This window comes from Janthinobacterium sp. HH106 (genome assembly GCF_001758725.1).
Taxonomy (GTDB): Bacteria; Pseudomonadota; Gammaproteobacteria; order Burkholderiales; family Burkholderiaceae_D; genus Janthinobacterium.
In genome coordinates this window covers 115,030-131,686 of the sequence record NZ_LRIC01000073.1, presented here as the reverse complement: position 1 = coordinate 131,686, position 16,657 = coordinate 115,030, and the positions used below count along the sequence as shown (strand labels likewise).

Sequence of the window (16,657 nt, the reverse complement as noted above, 5' to 3'; positions counted from 1 at the left end):
CTATAGCCGATTTGCTCCCCTGCATCACGCGATGCAGTATCAGCCTGCCCGACGACGACGCACGATGCCACATAAAGCCAGGCCGGCCAGCAACATCGCGTACGTGGACGGTTCCGGTACGGCCGAGAGCGGGGCATAGGTGAGCGTCAGAACGGGATTGAGAATGCCCAGCTTGGCAGTCGATGGTGTCATCCAGGAATAGTAGCCGTCATCTCCCTCTCCCGGAAACCATTGTCCGCCACCTGGCGTCCCCGAAACCCAAGCATAGACCTCAAGCCAAATCTTAAACGTTTGCGGCAGCTGCTGCGTACTATTTTTCAGGGAAAACGGCACAGTGCCATTAAGATCTGTGAAAGTTAATACTTTTTGCGAATTATTGGCCAGGTCGGTGTCTTCGGCGTAGGTACCAAAATATGCCTGCGAATTGTTTGTCGCGGTGCCCCCCCAATACGAATAAGGCCAACTGTCGGGGTAATCAGGTGCCGGTATCAATTCGCCGCTGATCACGCCGCTATACTCAACGCTGATCACGCGATAGCCATCGCGCGCGCTGACATCGAAAAAATCGAGTGTCCCATTGCCAGCCGACCAAGGATTCGTATCCGTTAACGAATAGTTGAGTCCGGCGATATTTGTCAGGTCGAACTTGGCGACATTGTTGCTATCGGAGATCAACCTGAGGCCCTCGCCCCAAGTATCCTTAATCGTAAAACCTTGCGTTCCTATCGTGGTACCAGCAAATGCACTGGATGAGAGGGAAAAAGCCAGAACGGCAGCCAGAGCGGACAATTGATGTGCCATAGATTCCTCAAAGTGGCAGTTGCCAAAATTAGCGACTAAACAATTAAACCACTGTTTTTTAATATTATCAAATAGATATTTTAAAAGAGAAAATGCTGTCACCGGCCGATGCATCTTGCGCAGAGCCCTTGTGTCGGGTCCCTTTAAGTCCTCCGTATAGGGAAAAGTGGATGCCATGCTTGACTTCCCTGGCCATTCTGGCAAATTGAATATCAAGTTGAAACTCTATGGAAGCACCCGTATGCGCATGCGCCATCTCCTGTTTGCGGCAGTGCTCGGCGTATCGGCCCTGCCCGCCCAGGCCTGCCGCATGACAATGGCGCTCGAGCAATGGCCGCCGTACCTGTATCGCGACGCCCAAGGCAGCTATACGGGTCTGGACCTGGAATTGCTGCAGGCCATCTTCAAGGAAGCGCACTGCACCTTGGTCACCTTGCCGGAACTGCCCACGGCGCGGCGCCAGCTGCTGTTCCAGACAGGCGGACTGGACCTGATGCTGGCCGCGTCCGAAACGCCGGAACGCCAGTCCTACGCCCGCTTCTCCATCTCGTACCGCGATGAAGCCGTCGGCGTCTTCGGCAAGGCCGGCACGCCCGCCGCGCAGCGCCATGTCGGCAGCTTCGGCCAGCTGGCGCGCGGCAAGGCCACCCTGCTCGCGCCCAAGGTGGGCTGGTATGGCGCGCAGTACGCCGCGGCCCGTCCGGCGCTGGAAAAAGACGGCCGCCTGAATACCTTCGGCAGCTTCCGGCAAGGCATCCTCATGCTCGACGCGGGCCGCGCCGACCTGTTGCTGGGCGACGTGCTGGCCGTGCGCCACGAAGCGCGCCTGCAGGGCGTCGCCTTGACCGCCCTGCCCTTCCTCGCCCTGCGCGCGCCCGTGCACCTGATGCTCAATGCGCGCAGCACCAGCACGGCCGATCTGGCGCGCCTGAACGCCGCCATCACGCGCCTGGAGCAGCGCGGCATGCTGGCGGCGATACGCGCCCGCTACGACGCGCCGTAAGGCGATCAGCCCTTGCTGGCCGCCTCGAGGATTTCCAGCTTGGTCTCGCGGCCATTCTTTTGCACGCCCTGCGCCTTGTCGTAGCTTTCGATCAGGGCGCGGTACGGCGGCACGATGTGGTCCGTCATGATGGCGGCGAAATCCATCGCATCGGCGCGGTTCCAGGTGCTCATCACTTCAGCCAGCACAGCATACGTGTCGATCGGCACGGCGCCCGCTTGCGTGACGCGCGCCATGGTGATGTCGGTGGCCATCTTCGACCAGTTGCCCGAGGCATCGATGATGGCAAACACCTTGTAGCCGGCCGCCAGCGCGCTGATGGTGGGGAAGGCCATGCATACGCTGGTGAGCGTGCCGGCGATCAGCAGGGTCTTGCGGCCCGTCTTTTCGATGGCCTCGACCCAGGCAGGATTGTCCCAGGCGTTGATCTGCCCCGTGCGCGGGATGTAGACGGCGTCCGGGTTGAAATGGTGGATCTCCGGGATCAAGGGGCCGTTCGGGCCGTCGGGCACGGAAGCGGTGGTAAAGGTCGGCATATTGGCCAGGCGCGACAGCTTGGCCAGCGCCGTGACGTGGCCGCGCAGCACGTGCTGCTCGATGTCGCGCACCAGCTGGAACAAGCCGCTCTGGTGGTCGATCAGCAGCATGACGGCGTCGTCGGGATCGATCATCGGTGGCAAACCTTGGAAGTTGGCGGGGGTGCTCATGGTGGTCTCCTGAAAAACCATGCCGCGGGATGCGGCATGGGTACTGCACAAATTAATGACACAAACTACGTCGCGATGCGGGCGAAGCGGCCGCTGTTGAAATCCTCGAACGCCTGCGCGATTTCCGCTTCGGTGTTCATGACGAAGGGGCCATGGCCGACGATGGGCTCGTCGATCGGCTCGCCGCTCAGCAGCAGCACCACGGCGTCGTTGTTCGCCTCGACGGTGATGCTGTCGCCGTCGCGCCCGAACAGCGCCATCTGCGCTTCGCGCACCACGCTCTCGCCATTGACCAGCACCGTGCCATGCAAAACGATCAGCGCCGTGCTCCAGCCGGCGTGCACCGGCAGCTCCGTCAGCTTGCCCTGGGCCAGGCGCACATCCCACACCCGCATCGGCGAGAACGTGCGGGCAGGGCCATGCCGGCCGTCGAAGTCGCCGGCGATCACGCGCACCGAACCGGCGCCGTCGGGCAGCGCCACCGCGGGAATCGTGTCGCTGGTGATGGCCTGGTAGCCGGGCGCCGTCATCTTGTTCTTGGCCGGCAGGTTCACCCACAGCTGCACCATTTCCAGCGTACCGCCCGACCGCGTGAAGGCAGGCGAGTGAAACTCTTCATGCAGGATGCCGGCGCCGGCCGTCATCCATTGCACGTCGCCGGGGCCGATCACGCCGCCCTGGCCCGTCGAATCGCGGTGCGCCACTTCGCCCTTGTAGACGATGGTCACCGTCTCGAAACCGCGGTGCGGGTGCGAGCCGACGCCAGGCGGACGCGTGCCGGGCGCGAATTCGGCGGGGCCGGCGTAGTCGAGCAGCAGGAAGGGGCTCAGCTGCTTGCCATGGCCGTTATACGAAAACATCGAGCGCACGGGAAAACCGTCGCCGACCCAGTGCTGGCGCGGTGCGCTGTAGATACCTGTGACTGTGTTCATCTCGATCTCCTGTTGGTTTGCATTACGATGGAAACAGAATACGCTTGCAACGATGAAGCCGGTAGAGGGTAAAATTCGCCATCAGCGTTCCAAAAATAGAACGATCAAGGAGGCGGCATGCAGGATTTGAACGATTTGTATTACTTTGTGCAGGTGGTCGACCATGGCGGCTTCGCCCCGGCCGGGCGCGCGCTGGGCATACCGAAGTCCAAATTGAGCCGACGCATCGCACTGCTCGAAGAGCGCCTGGGCGCGCGCCTGCTGCAGCGCACGACGCGGCATTTTTCCGTCACCGACGTGGGACTGACGTTTTACGAGCATTGCAAGGCGATGCTCGTGGAAGCGGAGGCGGCGCAGGAAGCGATCGAACTGACGCGGGCCGCGCCGCGCGGCACGGTGCGCCTGTCCTGCCCCATCGCCCTGCTGCATTCCCTGGTCGCTCCCATGCTGGCCGGTTTCATGCGCGACCATCCGCAAGTGACCCTGCTGCTCGAAGCGAGCAACCGCCGCGTCGACCTGGTGGCCGAGGGCATCGACGTGGCCATCCGCGTGCGCCCGCCGCCGCTGCCCGACAGCGACCTGGTGCTGCGCGTGCTGGCCGAGCGCAGCCAGTGCATGGTGGGCAGCCCGCTGCTGTTCGGCGACGCGCCGCTGCCGACAGCCCCGGCCGACTTGGCGGACTGGCCCAGCCTGGCCCTGGGCATGCCGCAGCAGCACTACCAGTGGGATTTATACGGCCCCGATGGCGCGCGCGCCCAGTTGCGCCACGTGCCGCGCTTCGTCACGGGCGACATGCTGACCCTGCGCGACGCGGCCGTGGCCGGCGTGGGCGTGGTGCAGCTGCCGACCATGATGATCACCGAACAGGTGGCCAATGGCAGCCTGCTGCCGCTGATGGGGCAATGGCGGCCGCAGCGCGAAATCATCCACGCCGTCTTCCCGTCGCGGCGCGGCCTGCTGCCGGCCGTGCGCGCGCTGATCGACTACCTGGCGCACAGCTTCGCCGCGCTGGAGGAGGAGTGACGGTTTTCAGGTACGATGGCGTACTCCCGAATCGCCTGGATACCGCATGCGTTTATTGATTCTGTCGGACCTGCACCATGAGCTATGGCGCGACGAAGCGCCGCAGGGCAACCTCGCGCTCAGCCGTCCCGACGCCGTGATCCTGGCCGGCGACATCGACACGGGCGCGCGCGCCGTCGCCTGGGCCACCACCGCGTTTGCGGGCCTGCCCGTGCTGTACGTGCATGGCAACCACGAAGGCTATGGCCACCACCTCGACAAGGTGCGCCAGGAGCTGCGCGCGGCCTGCGCCGCCACGCCGAACGTGCATTTTCTCGACGCCGATACCCACGTCTTCACCGACCAGGCAGGCAGCAAGGTGCGCTTCCTGGGCGCCACGCTGTGGACGGATTTCCGCCTGCTGGGCGACGACACGCGGCAAGCGGCCATGCGCGACGCGGAAGCCGTCATGAACGACTACAAGCGCATCCGCCTGGCCAGCATGGGCTTTCGCAAGCTGCGCGCGGCCGACACGGCGATGTTCCACGCGCAGCAAAAAGCCTGGCTGGCGCGCGAACTGGCGCAGCCCTTCGACGGCCGCACGGTGGTCATCAGCCACATGGCGCCGTCGCTGCGCTCGGTCGACGACGCCTACGGCAGCGAGGGCTGCTCGCCTGCCTATGCCTCGCGCCTGGACGATCTGGCCGCGCAGGCGGACCTGTGGGTGCATGGCCATATTCACGTCTCGCGCGATTACCGCATCGGCCCGTGCCGCGTCGTAGCCAACCCCTGCGGCTACAAGACGCGCAGCGGCACGCCGCAAAATCCCCAGTTCAACCCGAACTTCATCGTCGAACTGCCGTTGCGTTAATCCAGCGCGCTACTCCTCGGGCTTCAGGCGTCCCGCCAGCAGTTGCTGCAGCCGGTGCTTGCCGGCCCGGCGCGCCGCGCGCGGCGACGCTTCCGACTGATGCACACCGGCGCCGCCGCGCAGCCTGGCGGCCGCCACCAGCGGGTTGCGCGGCTTGGGCGTGGCCTTCACTTTGATCTTCATGGCCACTCCTTTCAACCCTTGATGCAGACGACCTGGCGCAAGGTATGCACCACTTCCACCAGGTCGCTCTGATGCGCCATGACGGTGTCGATATTTTTATAGGCGGCGGGGATTTCGTCGATCACGCCGCCATCCTTGCGGCACTCGATGCCGGCCGTCTGCTCGGCCAGGTCGAAGCGGTTGAAGCGGCGCTTCGCCTCGCTGCGGCTCATGCTGCGCCCCGCCCCGTGCGAGCAGGAACAGAACGATTCCGGCTTGCCCTTGCCGCGCACGATGAAGCTGCGTGCGCCCATGCTGCCGGGGATGATGCCCAGCTCGCCCTGCCGCGCCGAAATGGCGCCCTTGCGCGTCACATATAAATCCTCATTGCCATGCGTTTCGCGCGCGATGTAGTTGTGGTGGCAGTTGATGGCTTCCCCGTCGAGCCGGAACGGCGGAGCAAACTTCGCCAGCACGTCGAGCACGCGGCGCATCATTTCGCTGCGGTTGAGCAGCGCGTAATCCTGCGCCCAATCCACCGCTTCCACATAGTCGTCAAATACCGCGGAGCCCTCGCTCAGGTACGCCAGGTCCACGTCCGGCAGCTGCAGCTGGTGGCGCCGCATGTCCTTCTGCGCGGCGGAGATAAAGTAACGGCCGATCACGTTGCCGATGCCGCGCGAACCCGAATGCAGCATGATCCACACCCGCTGCTCCTCGTCGAGGCAGATTTCAATGAAGTGATTGCCGCCCCCCAGGGTGCCGGCCTGGCAAATCCACGTGCGCTCGAACTGGCGCAGCATCTTGGCGATGCCCCGGTGACGCTCGACGATGTGCGCCAGGCGGTCGCCGAGCGGCCGCACGGCGCGCGCCTGGCGCGAGCCTTGCACGCGGCTCCATGCATGTTGTTCGAAGCCGACGGGCACTTCCGCTTCGATGGCGCTGCGCAGGCGCGCCAGGTTATCGGGCAGGTCGCTGGCCGTCAGGGTCGTGCGCACGGCGTTCATGCCGCAGCCGATGTCGACGCCAACGGCGGCCGGGATGATGGCAGCGCGCGTGGGAATCACGCTGCCGACGGTGGCGCCGATGCCGGCATGCACGTCGGGCATGGCCGCCACATGCGGATGGACGATGGGCAGGCTGGCAATATTGTGCAGCTGGCGCAGCGCCTGCGCGTCGATATCGTCGGTAAAGATATGCACGGGCACATGGGCGCCGCGCAGTGTCTGATGGATGGGCATAACGTCTTCCTTGGTATTGTCGTTATGCCGGGGTCGTCGAAAAGAAAAAAACCCCGGCGAGTTTCCTCACCGGGGTTTTGCAGGACACCGGCTCGGGATCGGCAATGTGCCGATGGCCCCGAGCGTCATGCACGGGGCTAGTGGTAGTACAACTTGCTGCCAGCCTGCTCGAACATGGGTTTCCTTTCTTTTGTCTGGTTAATCTGAACTGCGCTGAACTGCGGACGATGATTCTGCACCTTATGCTGCAGTGCGTCAACCGCTTTTCATGGCGAAGACGCCAACGTTGTTATTTTGTCGCGGCCGCTTTTTCCTTCGCGATGCGGGCATCGAGCTTGACTTCATTTTTGGCCGCGTAATTGCGGCACGCCTGCGCATCGATGAAAGGATTCGGCGTGACGCCTTCGAGCAATTGCGTCAGTTTCAGGTCGCCGCCCGAGTGGTCCGGGTGGGCCGAGATCAAAATGTCGCACGGCAGTTTGGCAAAGTCCTGCATGACGCGGCGGAAGGCCGGCGTCAGGTCCCCATGGCGGTCATCGCCCAGGTAGTGAAAATCGTCGGCCGCCACCGGCGTGAGGCTGGCGCCGAACACCACGTTCAGGCATTCCTGACGCTCGGCATCCTCGCACGAGACCCAGGTCCAGCTGGTGCTGCCCGGCGTATGGCCAGGCGTGTAGCGCGCCGTGACGGTCACCTCGCCCAGTTGCAGGGTTTCGCCATCGGCGATTTCGCGCACGTTTTCCACGGCCGGCATGGGGTCGATTTCGCCCGCCTGCGGATCCATGGCGAGCACCGAGCCCGCGCGCAGCGCCTGTGCACCGAGCGGGCTGGCGACCACCTGCGCGCCGCTGTCGCGGGCCAGGGCGGCGATGCCGCCCGAATGGTCGAAATGCGCTTCCGTATTCAGGATGAACTTGATGTCTTCCAGGCGAAAGCCCAGCTCGAGGATATGTTCCTTGATGGCGGCCACCGACTGCGGCAACGCGCCATCGATCAGGATCAAGCCGTCGCGCGTATCGATCAGCACCACGCTCAAGCCGCCCACGCCCACGTAATACGTGTCGCCGTGGATGCGTGCCGGCTGCTGCGGGCGGTTCCACTGCGCCGCATACGGCGAGGCGATCGGCTGCGTCAAGGGATCGACGGCGGGCGTGGCGGCATGCGCGGCAAATGGCAGCGCCAGGGCGGCCAGCGCGATGCTGAGCAGGGACTTGGGAAGGAAGAAAGGCGGCATGCGGCTCCAGTAATGAGTGTGCGGTAATCGATGCCAAAGAGTAACGTCGCTACCCTCGCGCGGTCAAGCAAGCCATCGTCCGGACTTGCGCTACGATAGAGGTCCATACACTTTCGTGCGCCCTGCCGCCCTATTGCCATGCGTTTGCTGATTCTGTCCGACCTGCACCTGGAAGTCTGGGGTGAAGACACGCCCGCCATCGACCTTGCCGCCAGCCGCCCCGACGTGGTGATCCTGGCCGGCGACATCGACACGGGCAGCAACGCCATCGCCTGGGCCGCGCGCACCTTCGGCGCCCTGCCCGTGCTGTACGTGCATGGCAATCACGAGGGGTATGGCCACCAGCTCGAACGCATGCAGGACGCCGTGCGCGACGCCTGCACCAGCGCCAATGCGCAGGGCGCCAACATCCGCCTGCTCGACGGCGACGCCGTGACGCTCGATGGCGTGCGCTTCCTCGGCGTCACGCTGTGGACGGATTTTCTGCTGTTCGGCGCCGAGCGCCGGGATGAAGCCTTGAGCGCGGCGCAAAGCTACATGCCCGACTACAAGCGCATCAGCACGGGCGGCGACACGCCGCGCCTGCTGTGCGCCAGCGACACGGCGCAGCTGCACGCGCAGCACCGCTCGTGGCTCGAGCAGCAGCTGGCGCAACCATTCGAGGGCAAGACGGTCGTCATCACGCACATGGCACCGTCGATGCTGTCGGTGGAAGAGCAATACGCGACAAACCTGGGCTCGCCCGCTTTCGCCTCGCAACTGGACGAGCTGGTAACCCAGGCCGACCTGTGGGTGCATGGCCACATGCACGCCTCGCTCGACTACCGCGTGCAAGGCTGCCGCGTCGTCTGCAATCCCTGCGGCTACAAGCGGCCCGACGGCACGCCGGAAAACGATCGCTACGATTCCGGCTTTATCGTCGATCTCGCCGGCACGGTTTAATTTTTCAGATAGCGCAGCTGCACCACGCCGCTGGGCAGCTGGCGCGTGTGGTCCAGGCGCCAGTCGCTGCGCGGCAAGCAATCCTCGAACAGGCGCACGCCCTTGCCCAGCACCACGGGCAGCACGGACAAGGTCAGGCTGTCGACGACGCCCTCGCGCAAGCCGGCGCGGATGACGGCGCCGCCATCGAGATACACGTGGCGGCAGCCGTCTTCGGCCAGCCCCTCCAGTACTTCACGCACGCTGCCCTCGCGGCGCTGCTCGCCATGGCGCGGCGCGAAGTCGCGGTGGCTCAATACCACCACGCGCTTGCCCGCATACGGCCACGGCTCGAATCCCAGCACGGCGTCATACGTGGTGCGGCCGATCAGCAAGGTATCGACCTGCTCCATCAAGGCAGTGTAGCCGGTGGCGTCGGGCGAGTCGGGCGCCAGCTCGGCCAGCCAGGACAGGTCGCCGTTTTCTCCGGCGATGCAGCCGTCGATGCTGATGCCGAGAAATACGCTGACAACAGGCTTTTTCATGGATGTTCCTTCAATTAATTCTACGGTGTAGAATTATGCCCATGAAAACCCCAAAACTTCAAGACCTGGAATCTCCCGTGCGCCGTGCCGGACGTCCGCGCCGCGTGGCGCCCGCGCTGGACAGCACCGCCATCCTGCAAGCGGCCTTGACCCTGCTGGAAGAGCAAGGCGAAGCGTTTTCCATGCGCGCGCTGGCGCAGCGGCTGGGCGTCGATGCCATGGCCCTGTATCACTACTATGCGGGAAAAGAGGAGTTATTACTGGCCCTGATGGCGCAGCGTTTTGCCGCGCTCGATCCGCGCCAGCCGCCGTTTACGCAACGCCAGGGGCCGCAGCGCCGCCTGCTCGCGCTGTGCGCGCTGTACCTGGAACTGGTCAGCGCCACACCGTATTTCGTGCGCCTGATGGCACGCGGACTCGTGACGCAAGCCGATGTGGCTGAGCGCTTTACGGCGCTGTTCGAGCTGGCCGTGGAGGCCCTCGATCTGGATAAAAAAACCCGGCTGCGCGGGCGCGACGCGCTCGTCGATTTCCTGCATGGCTATGCACTGGCGGGCAGGCCCGCCAGCGAGACGGCCTGGCATGCGTCCGTCGGCCTGATCCTGGCGGGCATGGCCGCCGGACGCAGCGGTGGATGACGCCCGGCGGCCGGCCGTACTAGCGGGGCATCAAGCCAGCAGCTTGAGCAGCGCCTGGGCGGCCACTTCCGACGAGGCCGGGTTCTGGCCCGTGACCAGCAAGCCATCGGTGACGGCGTACGGCTGCCAGTCGCCCAGCTTCGAGTAAACGCCGCCGTTTTGCTTGAGCATGTCCTCGACGAGGAAAGGCACGATGGCCGTCAAGCCGACGGCGTCTTCCTCGGTATTCGTAAAGCCCGTCACCTGCTTGCCGCGCACCAGCGGCGAGCCGTCGGCCGCCTTCACGTGGCGCAGCACGCCAGGCGCGTGGCAGACGGCGGCGACGGGCTTGCCGGCGGCGATCATCTGCTCGATCAGCGCGATCGAGTGCGGGTCTTCAGCCAGGTCCCACAGCGGGCCATGGCCGCCCGGGTAGAACACGGCGTCAAAGTCGGCCGCCTTCACCTCGGCCAGCTTGCCCGTGTTGGCCAGCACGGCTTGCGCAGCGGCGTCCTGCTTGAAGCGGCGCGTGGCGTCCGTTTGCGAATCGGGCTCGTCGCTTTTCGGGTCCAGCGGCGGCTGGCCGCCGTTGGGCGAAACCACCGTCAGCTGCGCGCCCGCTTCCTGCAAGGCATAGTAGGGCGCGGCGAATTCTTCCAGCCAGAAGCCGGTTTTCTTGCCCGTGTCGCCCAGTTGATCGTGCGAGGTCAGTACCATCAGGATGTTCATGTTGTTTCCTTTTATGTCAGGGTTACAGTGCTGCTTCGAGGATACGGCGGCTACGCGCGAGGTCGATATCGCGGTGTTCGCCGAGGGAGGTCATGCCATGTGCTTCCAGTTGCGTCAAAACCGCTTCCACCGCTTCCTGGCCCAGCTGATAGGCCGACAAACGGGTCGGAATGCCCAGCCCTTCAAAGAAGGCGCGGGTGCGGGCGATGGCGGCGGCGATGCGCTCGTCGTCGCTGCCCTCCGTGATGTTCCAGACACGTTCGCCATATTGCAGCAATTTGCCGCGTTTCTGCTCGCGCTGCACGTCCAGCAGTGCGGGCAGCACCAGGGCCAGGGTGCGCGCATGGTCGATGTCGTACAGGGCCGTCAGTTCGTGGCCGATCATGTGGGTGGCCCAGTCCTGCGGCACGCCGGCGCCGATCAGGCCATTCAGGGCCAGGGTGGCCGTCCACATCAGGTTGGCGCGCGTGGCGTAATCGTCGGGTGAGGCGACCGCCTGCGGCGCGATCTCAACCAGGGTCTGCAGCAAGCCTTCGGCAAAGCGGTCCTGCACCTTCGCCTGCACCGGATAGGTCAGATACTGTTCCGTGGTGTGGACGAAGGCGTCGACCAGGCCATTGGCTACCTGCGTGGCCGGCAAGGTAAACGTTTTGCCGGGGTCGAGCACGGAAAACTGCGGGTACAGCAGCGGGTTGCGAAAACTCAGCTTGGCATGCGTGGCTTTTTTCGTCACCACGCCGCCGCTGTTCATTTCCGACCCGGTGGCCGGCAAGGTCAGCACCGTGCCGAACGGCAGGGCGCGCTGCACGTTGGCACCGCCGCGCTCGGCGATTTCCCACGGCTCGCCGTCATACAGGGCGGCCGCGGCGACGAACTTGGTGCCGTCGATCACGGAGCCGCCGCCGACGGCCAGCAGGAAGTCCAGCTTCTCGCTGCGCACCTGTGCCACGGCGCGCATCAGGGTTTCATAGCTGGGATTGGGTTCGATGCCGCTAAACTCCTGCACCGTGCGCTGGCCCAGCGCAAGAGCAGTGCGCACTTCGGCCAGGGTGCCCGTCTTTTCCGCGCTGGCGCCGCCGTACAAGATCAGCACGCGCGCATCGTGCGGCACCAGGGTGGACAATTTGGCGACGGTATCAAGACCGAAGACGATACGGGTCGGGTTGTGGAATTCAAAATTCTTCATGCTGCTCCTTTATTATTAGACTGGTCGTCTAGAATGCGGTTCAAAAAACGCGGACGTCTGTCATCCGCGTACCTGGCGCCCTTATTGATCCGGCGGCAGCTGCAGCATGGCCAGGGTCGCCCGCCAGGCCGTTTGCAAGGCGCTGGCGTCGCGCCGCAGCTTGGTCAACATGGCCGCGCCCAGCCACAGCTGGTACAAGGTGGCGGCCATCTGCGCCGGGTCGGCCACCGATGGCAGCGTATCGTCCACCCTGCCCCGCGCGATGGCCAGGGCCAGCCTGGCGATGATGCGGTCGGTGCCGCCAAGCAGCGCCACGCGCATCGGTTCCGACATGTCCGCCACTTCGCTGCTGAGCTTGACCACCAGGCAACGGCAGTCGCAGCCGCTGCCATCGAGGCTGTCGCTGGTCCAGCTGGCCCAATACGCCATCAGCGACTGCGCCGCGTTCCGGCCGGGCTGGCCCAGCACGCGCTCCATTTCGTCCAGGTAGCGCGTTACGTAGTCTTCCAGCATCGCTACACCAAACAATTCCTTGGACTTGAAGTAATGGTAGAACGAACCCTTGGGCACATCGGCGGCCGATAAAATCTCGTTCAGCCCCACGCCGGCAAAACCCTTGCGCGTGATGATGGCCTTGCCCTGGTCGATAATGTGCTGGCGCACGTCGGTGTATTCAGCTTTCATGCGGGGCATTGTAGCACAATTAGACCAGTCGTCTAGATCCGTCTATTTCAATTCAGCGACGGCGAACTACGCGCGCTTGTCACGCATGGCGTCTTCACCAGCATTCTCGCGCAGATCGATGGCGCCATGGTCCTGGGCACGCCATTCGCGGCGCAATTGCGCCATCCTGTTGAAGGCGGCCCTCGCCAATTTCCACCAGGCGAATGGACGCGGATCGGCCAGCATGCTGAGCGCCCTGGAATAATCGAGCGTCAACCCGGGCGTCCACGCCATCGTCACGGCACGCTTGCGGATCTGGGCGGCTACCCACAACTCCGGCGTCGCCAGGATGCGGAAAAACACTCTCCAGCCTGCGCGATCCCCATACAGGCGGCCAACGGCGCCGTCGATCGCCGCCTCCAATGCCCGGGCAACAGTACTGGAACAATTACGATGCGTGAGATTGTAAGTCTCGTCGCAGCGATACTGTCGCCAGAAAGCCTGCAGCTGGCGCGGGTCGTAATTCCGGATACGGACCTGAACGGTGGACGGGCACCATGCCTTGGATTCTGTCGCATAATCCGGCTGGAATACGCCCGGCACGTCATTCTCCCGGGTGGCGCGCAGCAGGCGCCCGAAATCGTCCGGCGAACGGTCGATCTCTGTGCGCGGATACAGGCTGATATAAATACCTTCAGGCGATTCCAATGCCGCATGCCCGGTAGAGATCACGCCGTTGACATCGACTGCGGCGATATAGCGATCGACAATCGGATAATGTTGGGTCGGCGACCTGGCTGAACCAGCAGGCGTCCAGACATGCACCGTCAGCGCCTGTTCATGCTCCGCTGGAGGACCGTCCCACTCCACTTGGGTATATGCAGAAGCAAGGTGTTCATCCGGCTGGACTGCGGAATGCGCCGATTCCGACAGGGCCGGATTACCGCTCATGCGACGAACACGGGTTGCCAGCCCCATCAAATTGGCGCCGCCAAACATCAGAAACAAGCCCAGGCAATACGGTAGTGTTCCAACATAATGCGTCGGGTATGGCTGATAAAAGAAGATTGCCAGCGCAATCTCGGCCAGGCCGCAGGAAAACGCCACGCGCCAGCGCCGATAGCGGACCATGTAGGCAGAGACGCACTGTATCAGTCCGTCGGCGAGAAAAAGCGTTCCAAAAATCATCGATAACAGGAAATTGCCATGGTGGTGACCGGCGAAGATCAGCATCGCCGCCAGCACCACGGCGTAGCCTTTCACGTAGCGCAAGATGCGCTGTCCGCCGACGCCAGTCCATGCCACAGCCAGCGTTGCCAGACCTTCGACCAGGAACAGGTAAGCAAAAAAATTGATCGGGAAGTACATCGCATTGTCGAGCGCGTCAATAAAGATGACCAGGCCTGCGAGCAGCCATATCAATCCGATCAGCAGGATACTGCGCCAGCGCTTGCGTAGATATTCAACGCCCAATAACAGCAACACCAATCGAATCATGAATGCTCCTCCTGTTTTACCTGCAGCAGCAATACCCGGACAATACGCGTCAACTGGTCGTCATGGCCGTGAAAATACATGACGATGAACTTTCACATCATTTGAGAATGGAAACTGTCGCAATCCATGCATTAGCATAAAACATGAAATTCATCAGGAAAGTATCATAAAAGATAAAAATGTCAGGTTTGCTTGTCGGCAGCCGTAGCCGCACCAAGCAATCGTTATTGGGCCCTGTTTTCAATCAGGCTCGCCGCGACGTCAAGACCAGCCCCCGTTGCAGGGGCGCAGCTGAGAAACTTCTTTTATATTCAATGAGTTGCGGCAGCGGCTGTAAACGTGGTCGTTTTCGCGCTGACCGGCCACCGCATTCTCATTGTCGATCGTCATTTCCGCATCAGATGGTGAAGGTCCGACGCGATGTCAGACCCTGCCTTAGGCGAACTTCTTGAAATCCGGCTTCCTCTTTTCAAAGAAGGCCGTAAATGCTTCCTTCGCCTCGCCGCCGCCCAGCATGGCGCTGAACAGTTTGTTTTCCTCGGCGATGGCCGCCTTCATCGGTTCCATGCGGCTTTGCTTCATCAGGCGCTTGGTGGCGCGGATCGAGGCCGCCGGCAATGCCACCAGCTTGGCCGCCTGGCCTTGCGCGAAGGTCATCAAGTCGTACAGGGGCACGACTTTCGACACGAGGCCCATTTCCAGCGCTTCGCTGGCGGGGAAGGACTCGCCCAGCATCAGCTTTTCCGCCGCGCGCGGGTAGCCGGCCAGTTGCGTGAGCAGCAGGCTGGAGCCAAATTCCGGGCACAGGCCCAGTTGCGTGAACGGCATCGAGAAGCTGGCGTTGTCGGCCGCGTAGACCAGGTCGCAGTGCATCAGCAAGGTGGTGCCGATGCCGATGGCCGGGCCGGAGACGGCCGCCACCACGGGCTTGCTGCTGCCGTACAGGGCGCGCATGAACTGGAACACGGGACGGTCATGGTCGAGCGAGCCATCCTTCGGACGCGCCGTCTTCATGAAGTCATCGAGGTCGTTGCCAGCCGTGAAAATCTCGCGCTTGCCGCAGATCAGGATGGCGCGTACGGCGTCGTCCGTCTCTGCCGCCACCAGCGCGTCGGCCAGGGTCTGGTACATGGCACCCGTGATCGCATTCTTGCGTTCCAGGCGGTTGAATTCCAGGGTCAGAATGCCCTCGCTCTTGCTGCACAAAATATCCATGTCGTCTCCCAAAAGATAAAGGGCGCCGGGGTAATCCCGCAGCGCCCTGTTTTATTGCTTTAGCCCGTCGAACTTAGACGCGTTCAAAAATTCCGGCGGCGCCCATGCCGGCGCCTACGCACATAGTCACCATGCCGTACTTCTGCTTGGTGCGCTGCAGTGCATGGATCACGGTCGCGGCGCGGATGGCGCCGGTGGCGCCCAGAGGGTGGCCCAGGGCGATCGCGCCGCCCATCGGGTTGACCTTCGATGGATCCAGGCCCAGGTCGCCGATGACGGCCAATGCCTGTGCGGCAAACGCTTCGTTCAGCTCGATCCAGTCCAGCTGGTCTTGCGTGATGCCGGCGGCGGCGCACGCTGCTGGAATGGCAAATTTCGGACCGATGCCCATGATTTCCGGCGGCACGCCGCGCACGGCGAACGAGGAGAATTTCGCCAGCGGGGTCAGGTTATGTTCGCGCAAAATCTTCTCGCTGACGATCAGCAGCGCGCCGGCGCCGTCGGACATCTGCGAGCTGTTGGCGGCCGTGACGGTGCCCTTGGCGGCGAACACTGGTTTCAGTTTTGCCAGCGACTCCATCGACGAATCGGCGCGTGCGCCTTCGTCAGTGTCGACGGTGCGGCGCGATACGTCCACCTGGCCCGTAGCCAGGTTCGGCGTGCGCGTGATGATTTCCACGGGCGTCGTTTCCGCCTTGAAGAAACCGGCTTGCTGCGCGGCGATGGCGCGGCGGTGCGATTCGACGGAGAACGCGTCCTGCTGTTCGCGCGACACTTTCCATTGCTGCGCCACTTTCTCGGCCGTCAGGCCCATGCCGTAGGCCATGCCGATGTTCTCGTCGCTGAACATGTCCAGGTTCATCGATGGATGGTGGCCCATCATCGGCACCATCGACATCGATTCGATGCCGCCGGCGATCATCACGTCGGCTTCGCCCACGCGGATGCGGTCGGCCGCCATGGCGATGGCCGTGATGCCCGAGGCGCAGTAGCGGTTGACGGTGACGCCACCGACGGTTTTCGGCAAGCCGGCCAGCAGCACCGAATTACGCGCGATATTGAAGCCCTGCTCCGCTTCCGGGAACGAGCAGCCGATGATGGCGTCGGTGATCAATGCAGGGTCCAGGCCAGGCGCTTGCGCCAGGGCCGATTGCAGCACGCGCACCAGCAGGTCGTCCGGGCGGGTGTTTCTGAACATGCCGCGCGGCGCCTTGCCGATCGGGGTACGGGTTGCAGAGACGATGTAGGCGTCTTGAAGTTGTTTGCTCATTTTGTTCTTTCAAAGATGTTGAACGAGGTTCGTGTTCTGTCGAATGTCCGGGGTAGTCAGG

At 63.4% G+C, this 16,657-nt stretch carries 18 protein-coding genes; 5 read left to right on the top strand and 13 right to left on the bottom strand.

Annotation, left to right across the window (positions count from 1 at the left end):
• Positions 1 to 39: 39 nt before the first annotated feature.
• Entirely contained in the window at positions 40 to 978 is a 939-nt protein-coding gene (locus tag JAB8_RS30080) for a PEP-CTERM sorting domain-containing protein (protein ID WP_083287965.1), read from the bottom strand.
• Between the two features lie 70 nt (positions 979 to 1,048).
• Between JAB8_RS30080 and JAB8_RS27330 the strand changes: the two genes are divergently transcribed.
• A complete protein-coding gene (locus JAB8_RS27330; protein ID WP_254679603.1) occupies positions 1,049 to 1,804 on the top strand; it encodes a transporter substrate-binding domain-containing protein in 756 nt (251 codons plus the stop codon).
• Between the two features lie 5 nt (positions 1,805 to 1,809).
• Here the strand turns inward: JAB8_RS27330 and JAB8_RS27325 are convergent, their stop codons facing one another.
• Together JAB8_RS27325 and JAB8_RS27320 are read right to left on the bottom strand one after the other, a co-directional pair.
• Entirely contained in the window at positions 1,810 to 2,511 is a 702-nt protein-coding gene (locus JAB8_RS27325; protein WP_217494254.1) for an isochorismatase family protein, read from the bottom strand.
• A gap of 65 nt (positions 2,512 to 2,576) precedes the next feature.
• The gene (locus JAB8_RS27320) at positions 2,577 to 3,443 is read right to left on the bottom strand and encodes a pirin family protein (protein ID WP_070292376.1); all 867 of its coding nucleotides are present in this window, start codon (positions 3,441 to 3,443) and stop codon (positions 2,577 to 2,579) included.
• Positions 3,444 to 3,560: 117 nt separating this feature from the next.
• Here JAB8_RS27320 and JAB8_RS27315 point away from each other — a divergent pair, with 117 nt between their 5' ends.
• Both JAB8_RS27315 and JAB8_RS27310 read left to right on the top strand, forming a co-directional pair.
• Entirely contained in the window at positions 3,561 to 4,466 is a 906-nt protein-coding gene (locus tag JAB8_RS27315) for a LysR family transcriptional regulator (protein WP_070292375.1), read from the top strand.
• 46 nt (positions 4,467 to 4,512) lie between these two features.
• Positions 4,513 to 5,316, top strand: coding sequence for a metallophosphoesterase (locus JAB8_RS27310; protein WP_070292374.1), 804 nt, complete (start codon positions 4,513 to 4,515; stop codon positions 5,314 to 5,316).
• 9 nt (positions 5,317 to 5,325) lie between these two features.
• Here the strand turns inward: JAB8_RS27310 and JAB8_RS27305 are convergent, their stop codons facing one another.
• From JAB8_RS27305 to bla, 3 genes are all read right to left on the bottom strand, one after another.
• Positions 5,326 to 5,499, bottom strand: coding sequence for a hypothetical protein (locus JAB8_RS27305; RefSeq protein WP_254679602.1), 174 nt, complete (start codon positions 5,497 to 5,499; stop codon positions 5,326 to 5,328).
• A gap of 11 nt (positions 5,500 to 5,510) precedes the next feature.
• The gene (locus JAB8_RS27300) at positions 5,511 to 6,719 is read right to left on the bottom strand and encodes an RtcB family protein (protein ID WP_070292372.1); all 1,209 of its coding nucleotides are present in this window, start codon (positions 6,717 to 6,719) and stop codon (positions 5,511 to 5,513) included.
• A 289-nt stretch (positions 6,720 to 7,008) separates the two neighbouring features.
• Positions 7,009 to 7,953: a subclass B3 metallo-beta-lactamase gene (gene bla / locus JAB8_RS27295; protein ID WP_070221619.1), complete on the bottom strand. Its 945-nt coding sequence runs from the start codon at positions 7,951 to 7,953 to the stop codon at positions 7,009 to 7,011.
• Positions 7,954 to 8,091: 138 nt separating this feature from the next.
• Between bla and JAB8_RS27290 the strand changes: the two genes are divergently transcribed.
• Positions 8,092 to 8,895: a metallophosphoesterase family protein gene (locus JAB8_RS27290; RefSeq protein ID WP_070221620.1), complete on the top strand. Its 804-nt coding sequence runs from the start codon at positions 8,092 to 8,094 to the stop codon at positions 8,893 to 8,895.
• On the opposite strand, the gene JAB8_RS27285 is transcribed toward JAB8_RS27290, so the two are convergent.
• The gene (locus tag JAB8_RS27285) at positions 8,892 to 9,419 is read right to left on the bottom strand and encodes a dihydrofolate reductase family protein (RefSeq protein WP_070221621.1); all 528 of its coding nucleotides are present in this window, start codon (positions 9,417 to 9,419) and stop codon (positions 8,892 to 8,894) included. The two genes, JAB8_RS27290 and JAB8_RS27285, sit on opposite strands and share 4 nt — an antisense overlap.
• A 41-nt stretch (positions 9,420 to 9,460) precedes the next feature.
• On the opposite strand from JAB8_RS27285, the gene JAB8_RS30075 reads away from it, so the two are divergent.
• Positions 9,461 to 10,057 carry a TetR/AcrR family transcriptional regulator gene (locus JAB8_RS30075; RefSeq protein ID WP_175444787.1) on the top strand — a complete coding sequence of 199 codons (597 nt, stop codon included), beginning with the start codon at positions 9,461 to 9,463 and terminating at the stop codon, positions 10,055 to 10,057.
• Between the two features lie 30 nt (positions 10,058 to 10,087).
• Here the strand turns inward: JAB8_RS30075 and JAB8_RS27275 are convergent, their stop codons facing one another.
• The 6 genes from JAB8_RS27275 to JAB8_RS27250 form a co-directional block, all read right to left on the bottom strand.
• Positions 10,088 to 10,765 carry a type 1 glutamine amidotransferase domain-containing protein gene (locus JAB8_RS27275; RefSeq protein WP_070221623.1) on the bottom strand — a complete coding sequence of 226 codons (678 nt, stop codon included), beginning with the start codon at positions 10,763 to 10,765 and terminating at the stop codon, positions 10,088 to 10,090.
• Between the two features lie 22 nt (positions 10,766 to 10,787).
• A complete protein-coding gene (locus JAB8_RS27270; protein WP_070292371.1) occupies positions 10,788 to 11,951 on the bottom strand; it encodes an iron-containing alcohol dehydrogenase in 1,164 nt (387 codons plus the stop codon).
• 81 nt (positions 11,952 to 12,032) lie between these two features.
• Positions 12,033 to 12,635: a TetR/AcrR family transcriptional regulator gene (locus tag JAB8_RS27265; protein ID WP_070221625.1), complete on the bottom strand. Its 603-nt coding sequence runs from the start codon at positions 12,633 to 12,635 to the stop codon at positions 12,033 to 12,035.
• Between the two features lie 66 nt (positions 12,636 to 12,701).
• Positions 12,702 to 14,111, bottom strand: coding sequence for a hypothetical protein (locus tag JAB8_RS27260; RefSeq protein WP_070292370.1), 1,410 nt, complete (start codon positions 14,109 to 14,111; stop codon positions 12,702 to 12,704).
• Positions 14,112 to 14,546: 435 nt separating this feature from the next.
• Positions 14,547 to 15,326, bottom strand: a complete 780-nt coding sequence (locus JAB8_RS27255) for an enoyl-CoA hydratase (RefSeq protein ID WP_070292369.1) — start codon at positions 15,324 to 15,326, stop codon at positions 14,547 to 14,549.
• Between the two features lie 73 nt (positions 15,327 to 15,399).
• A complete protein-coding gene (locus tag JAB8_RS27250; protein ID WP_070221628.1) occupies positions 15,400 to 16,596 on the bottom strand; it encodes an acetyl-CoA C-acyltransferase in 1,197 nt (398 codons plus the stop codon).
• Positions 16,597 to 16,657 lie beyond the last annotated feature (61 nt).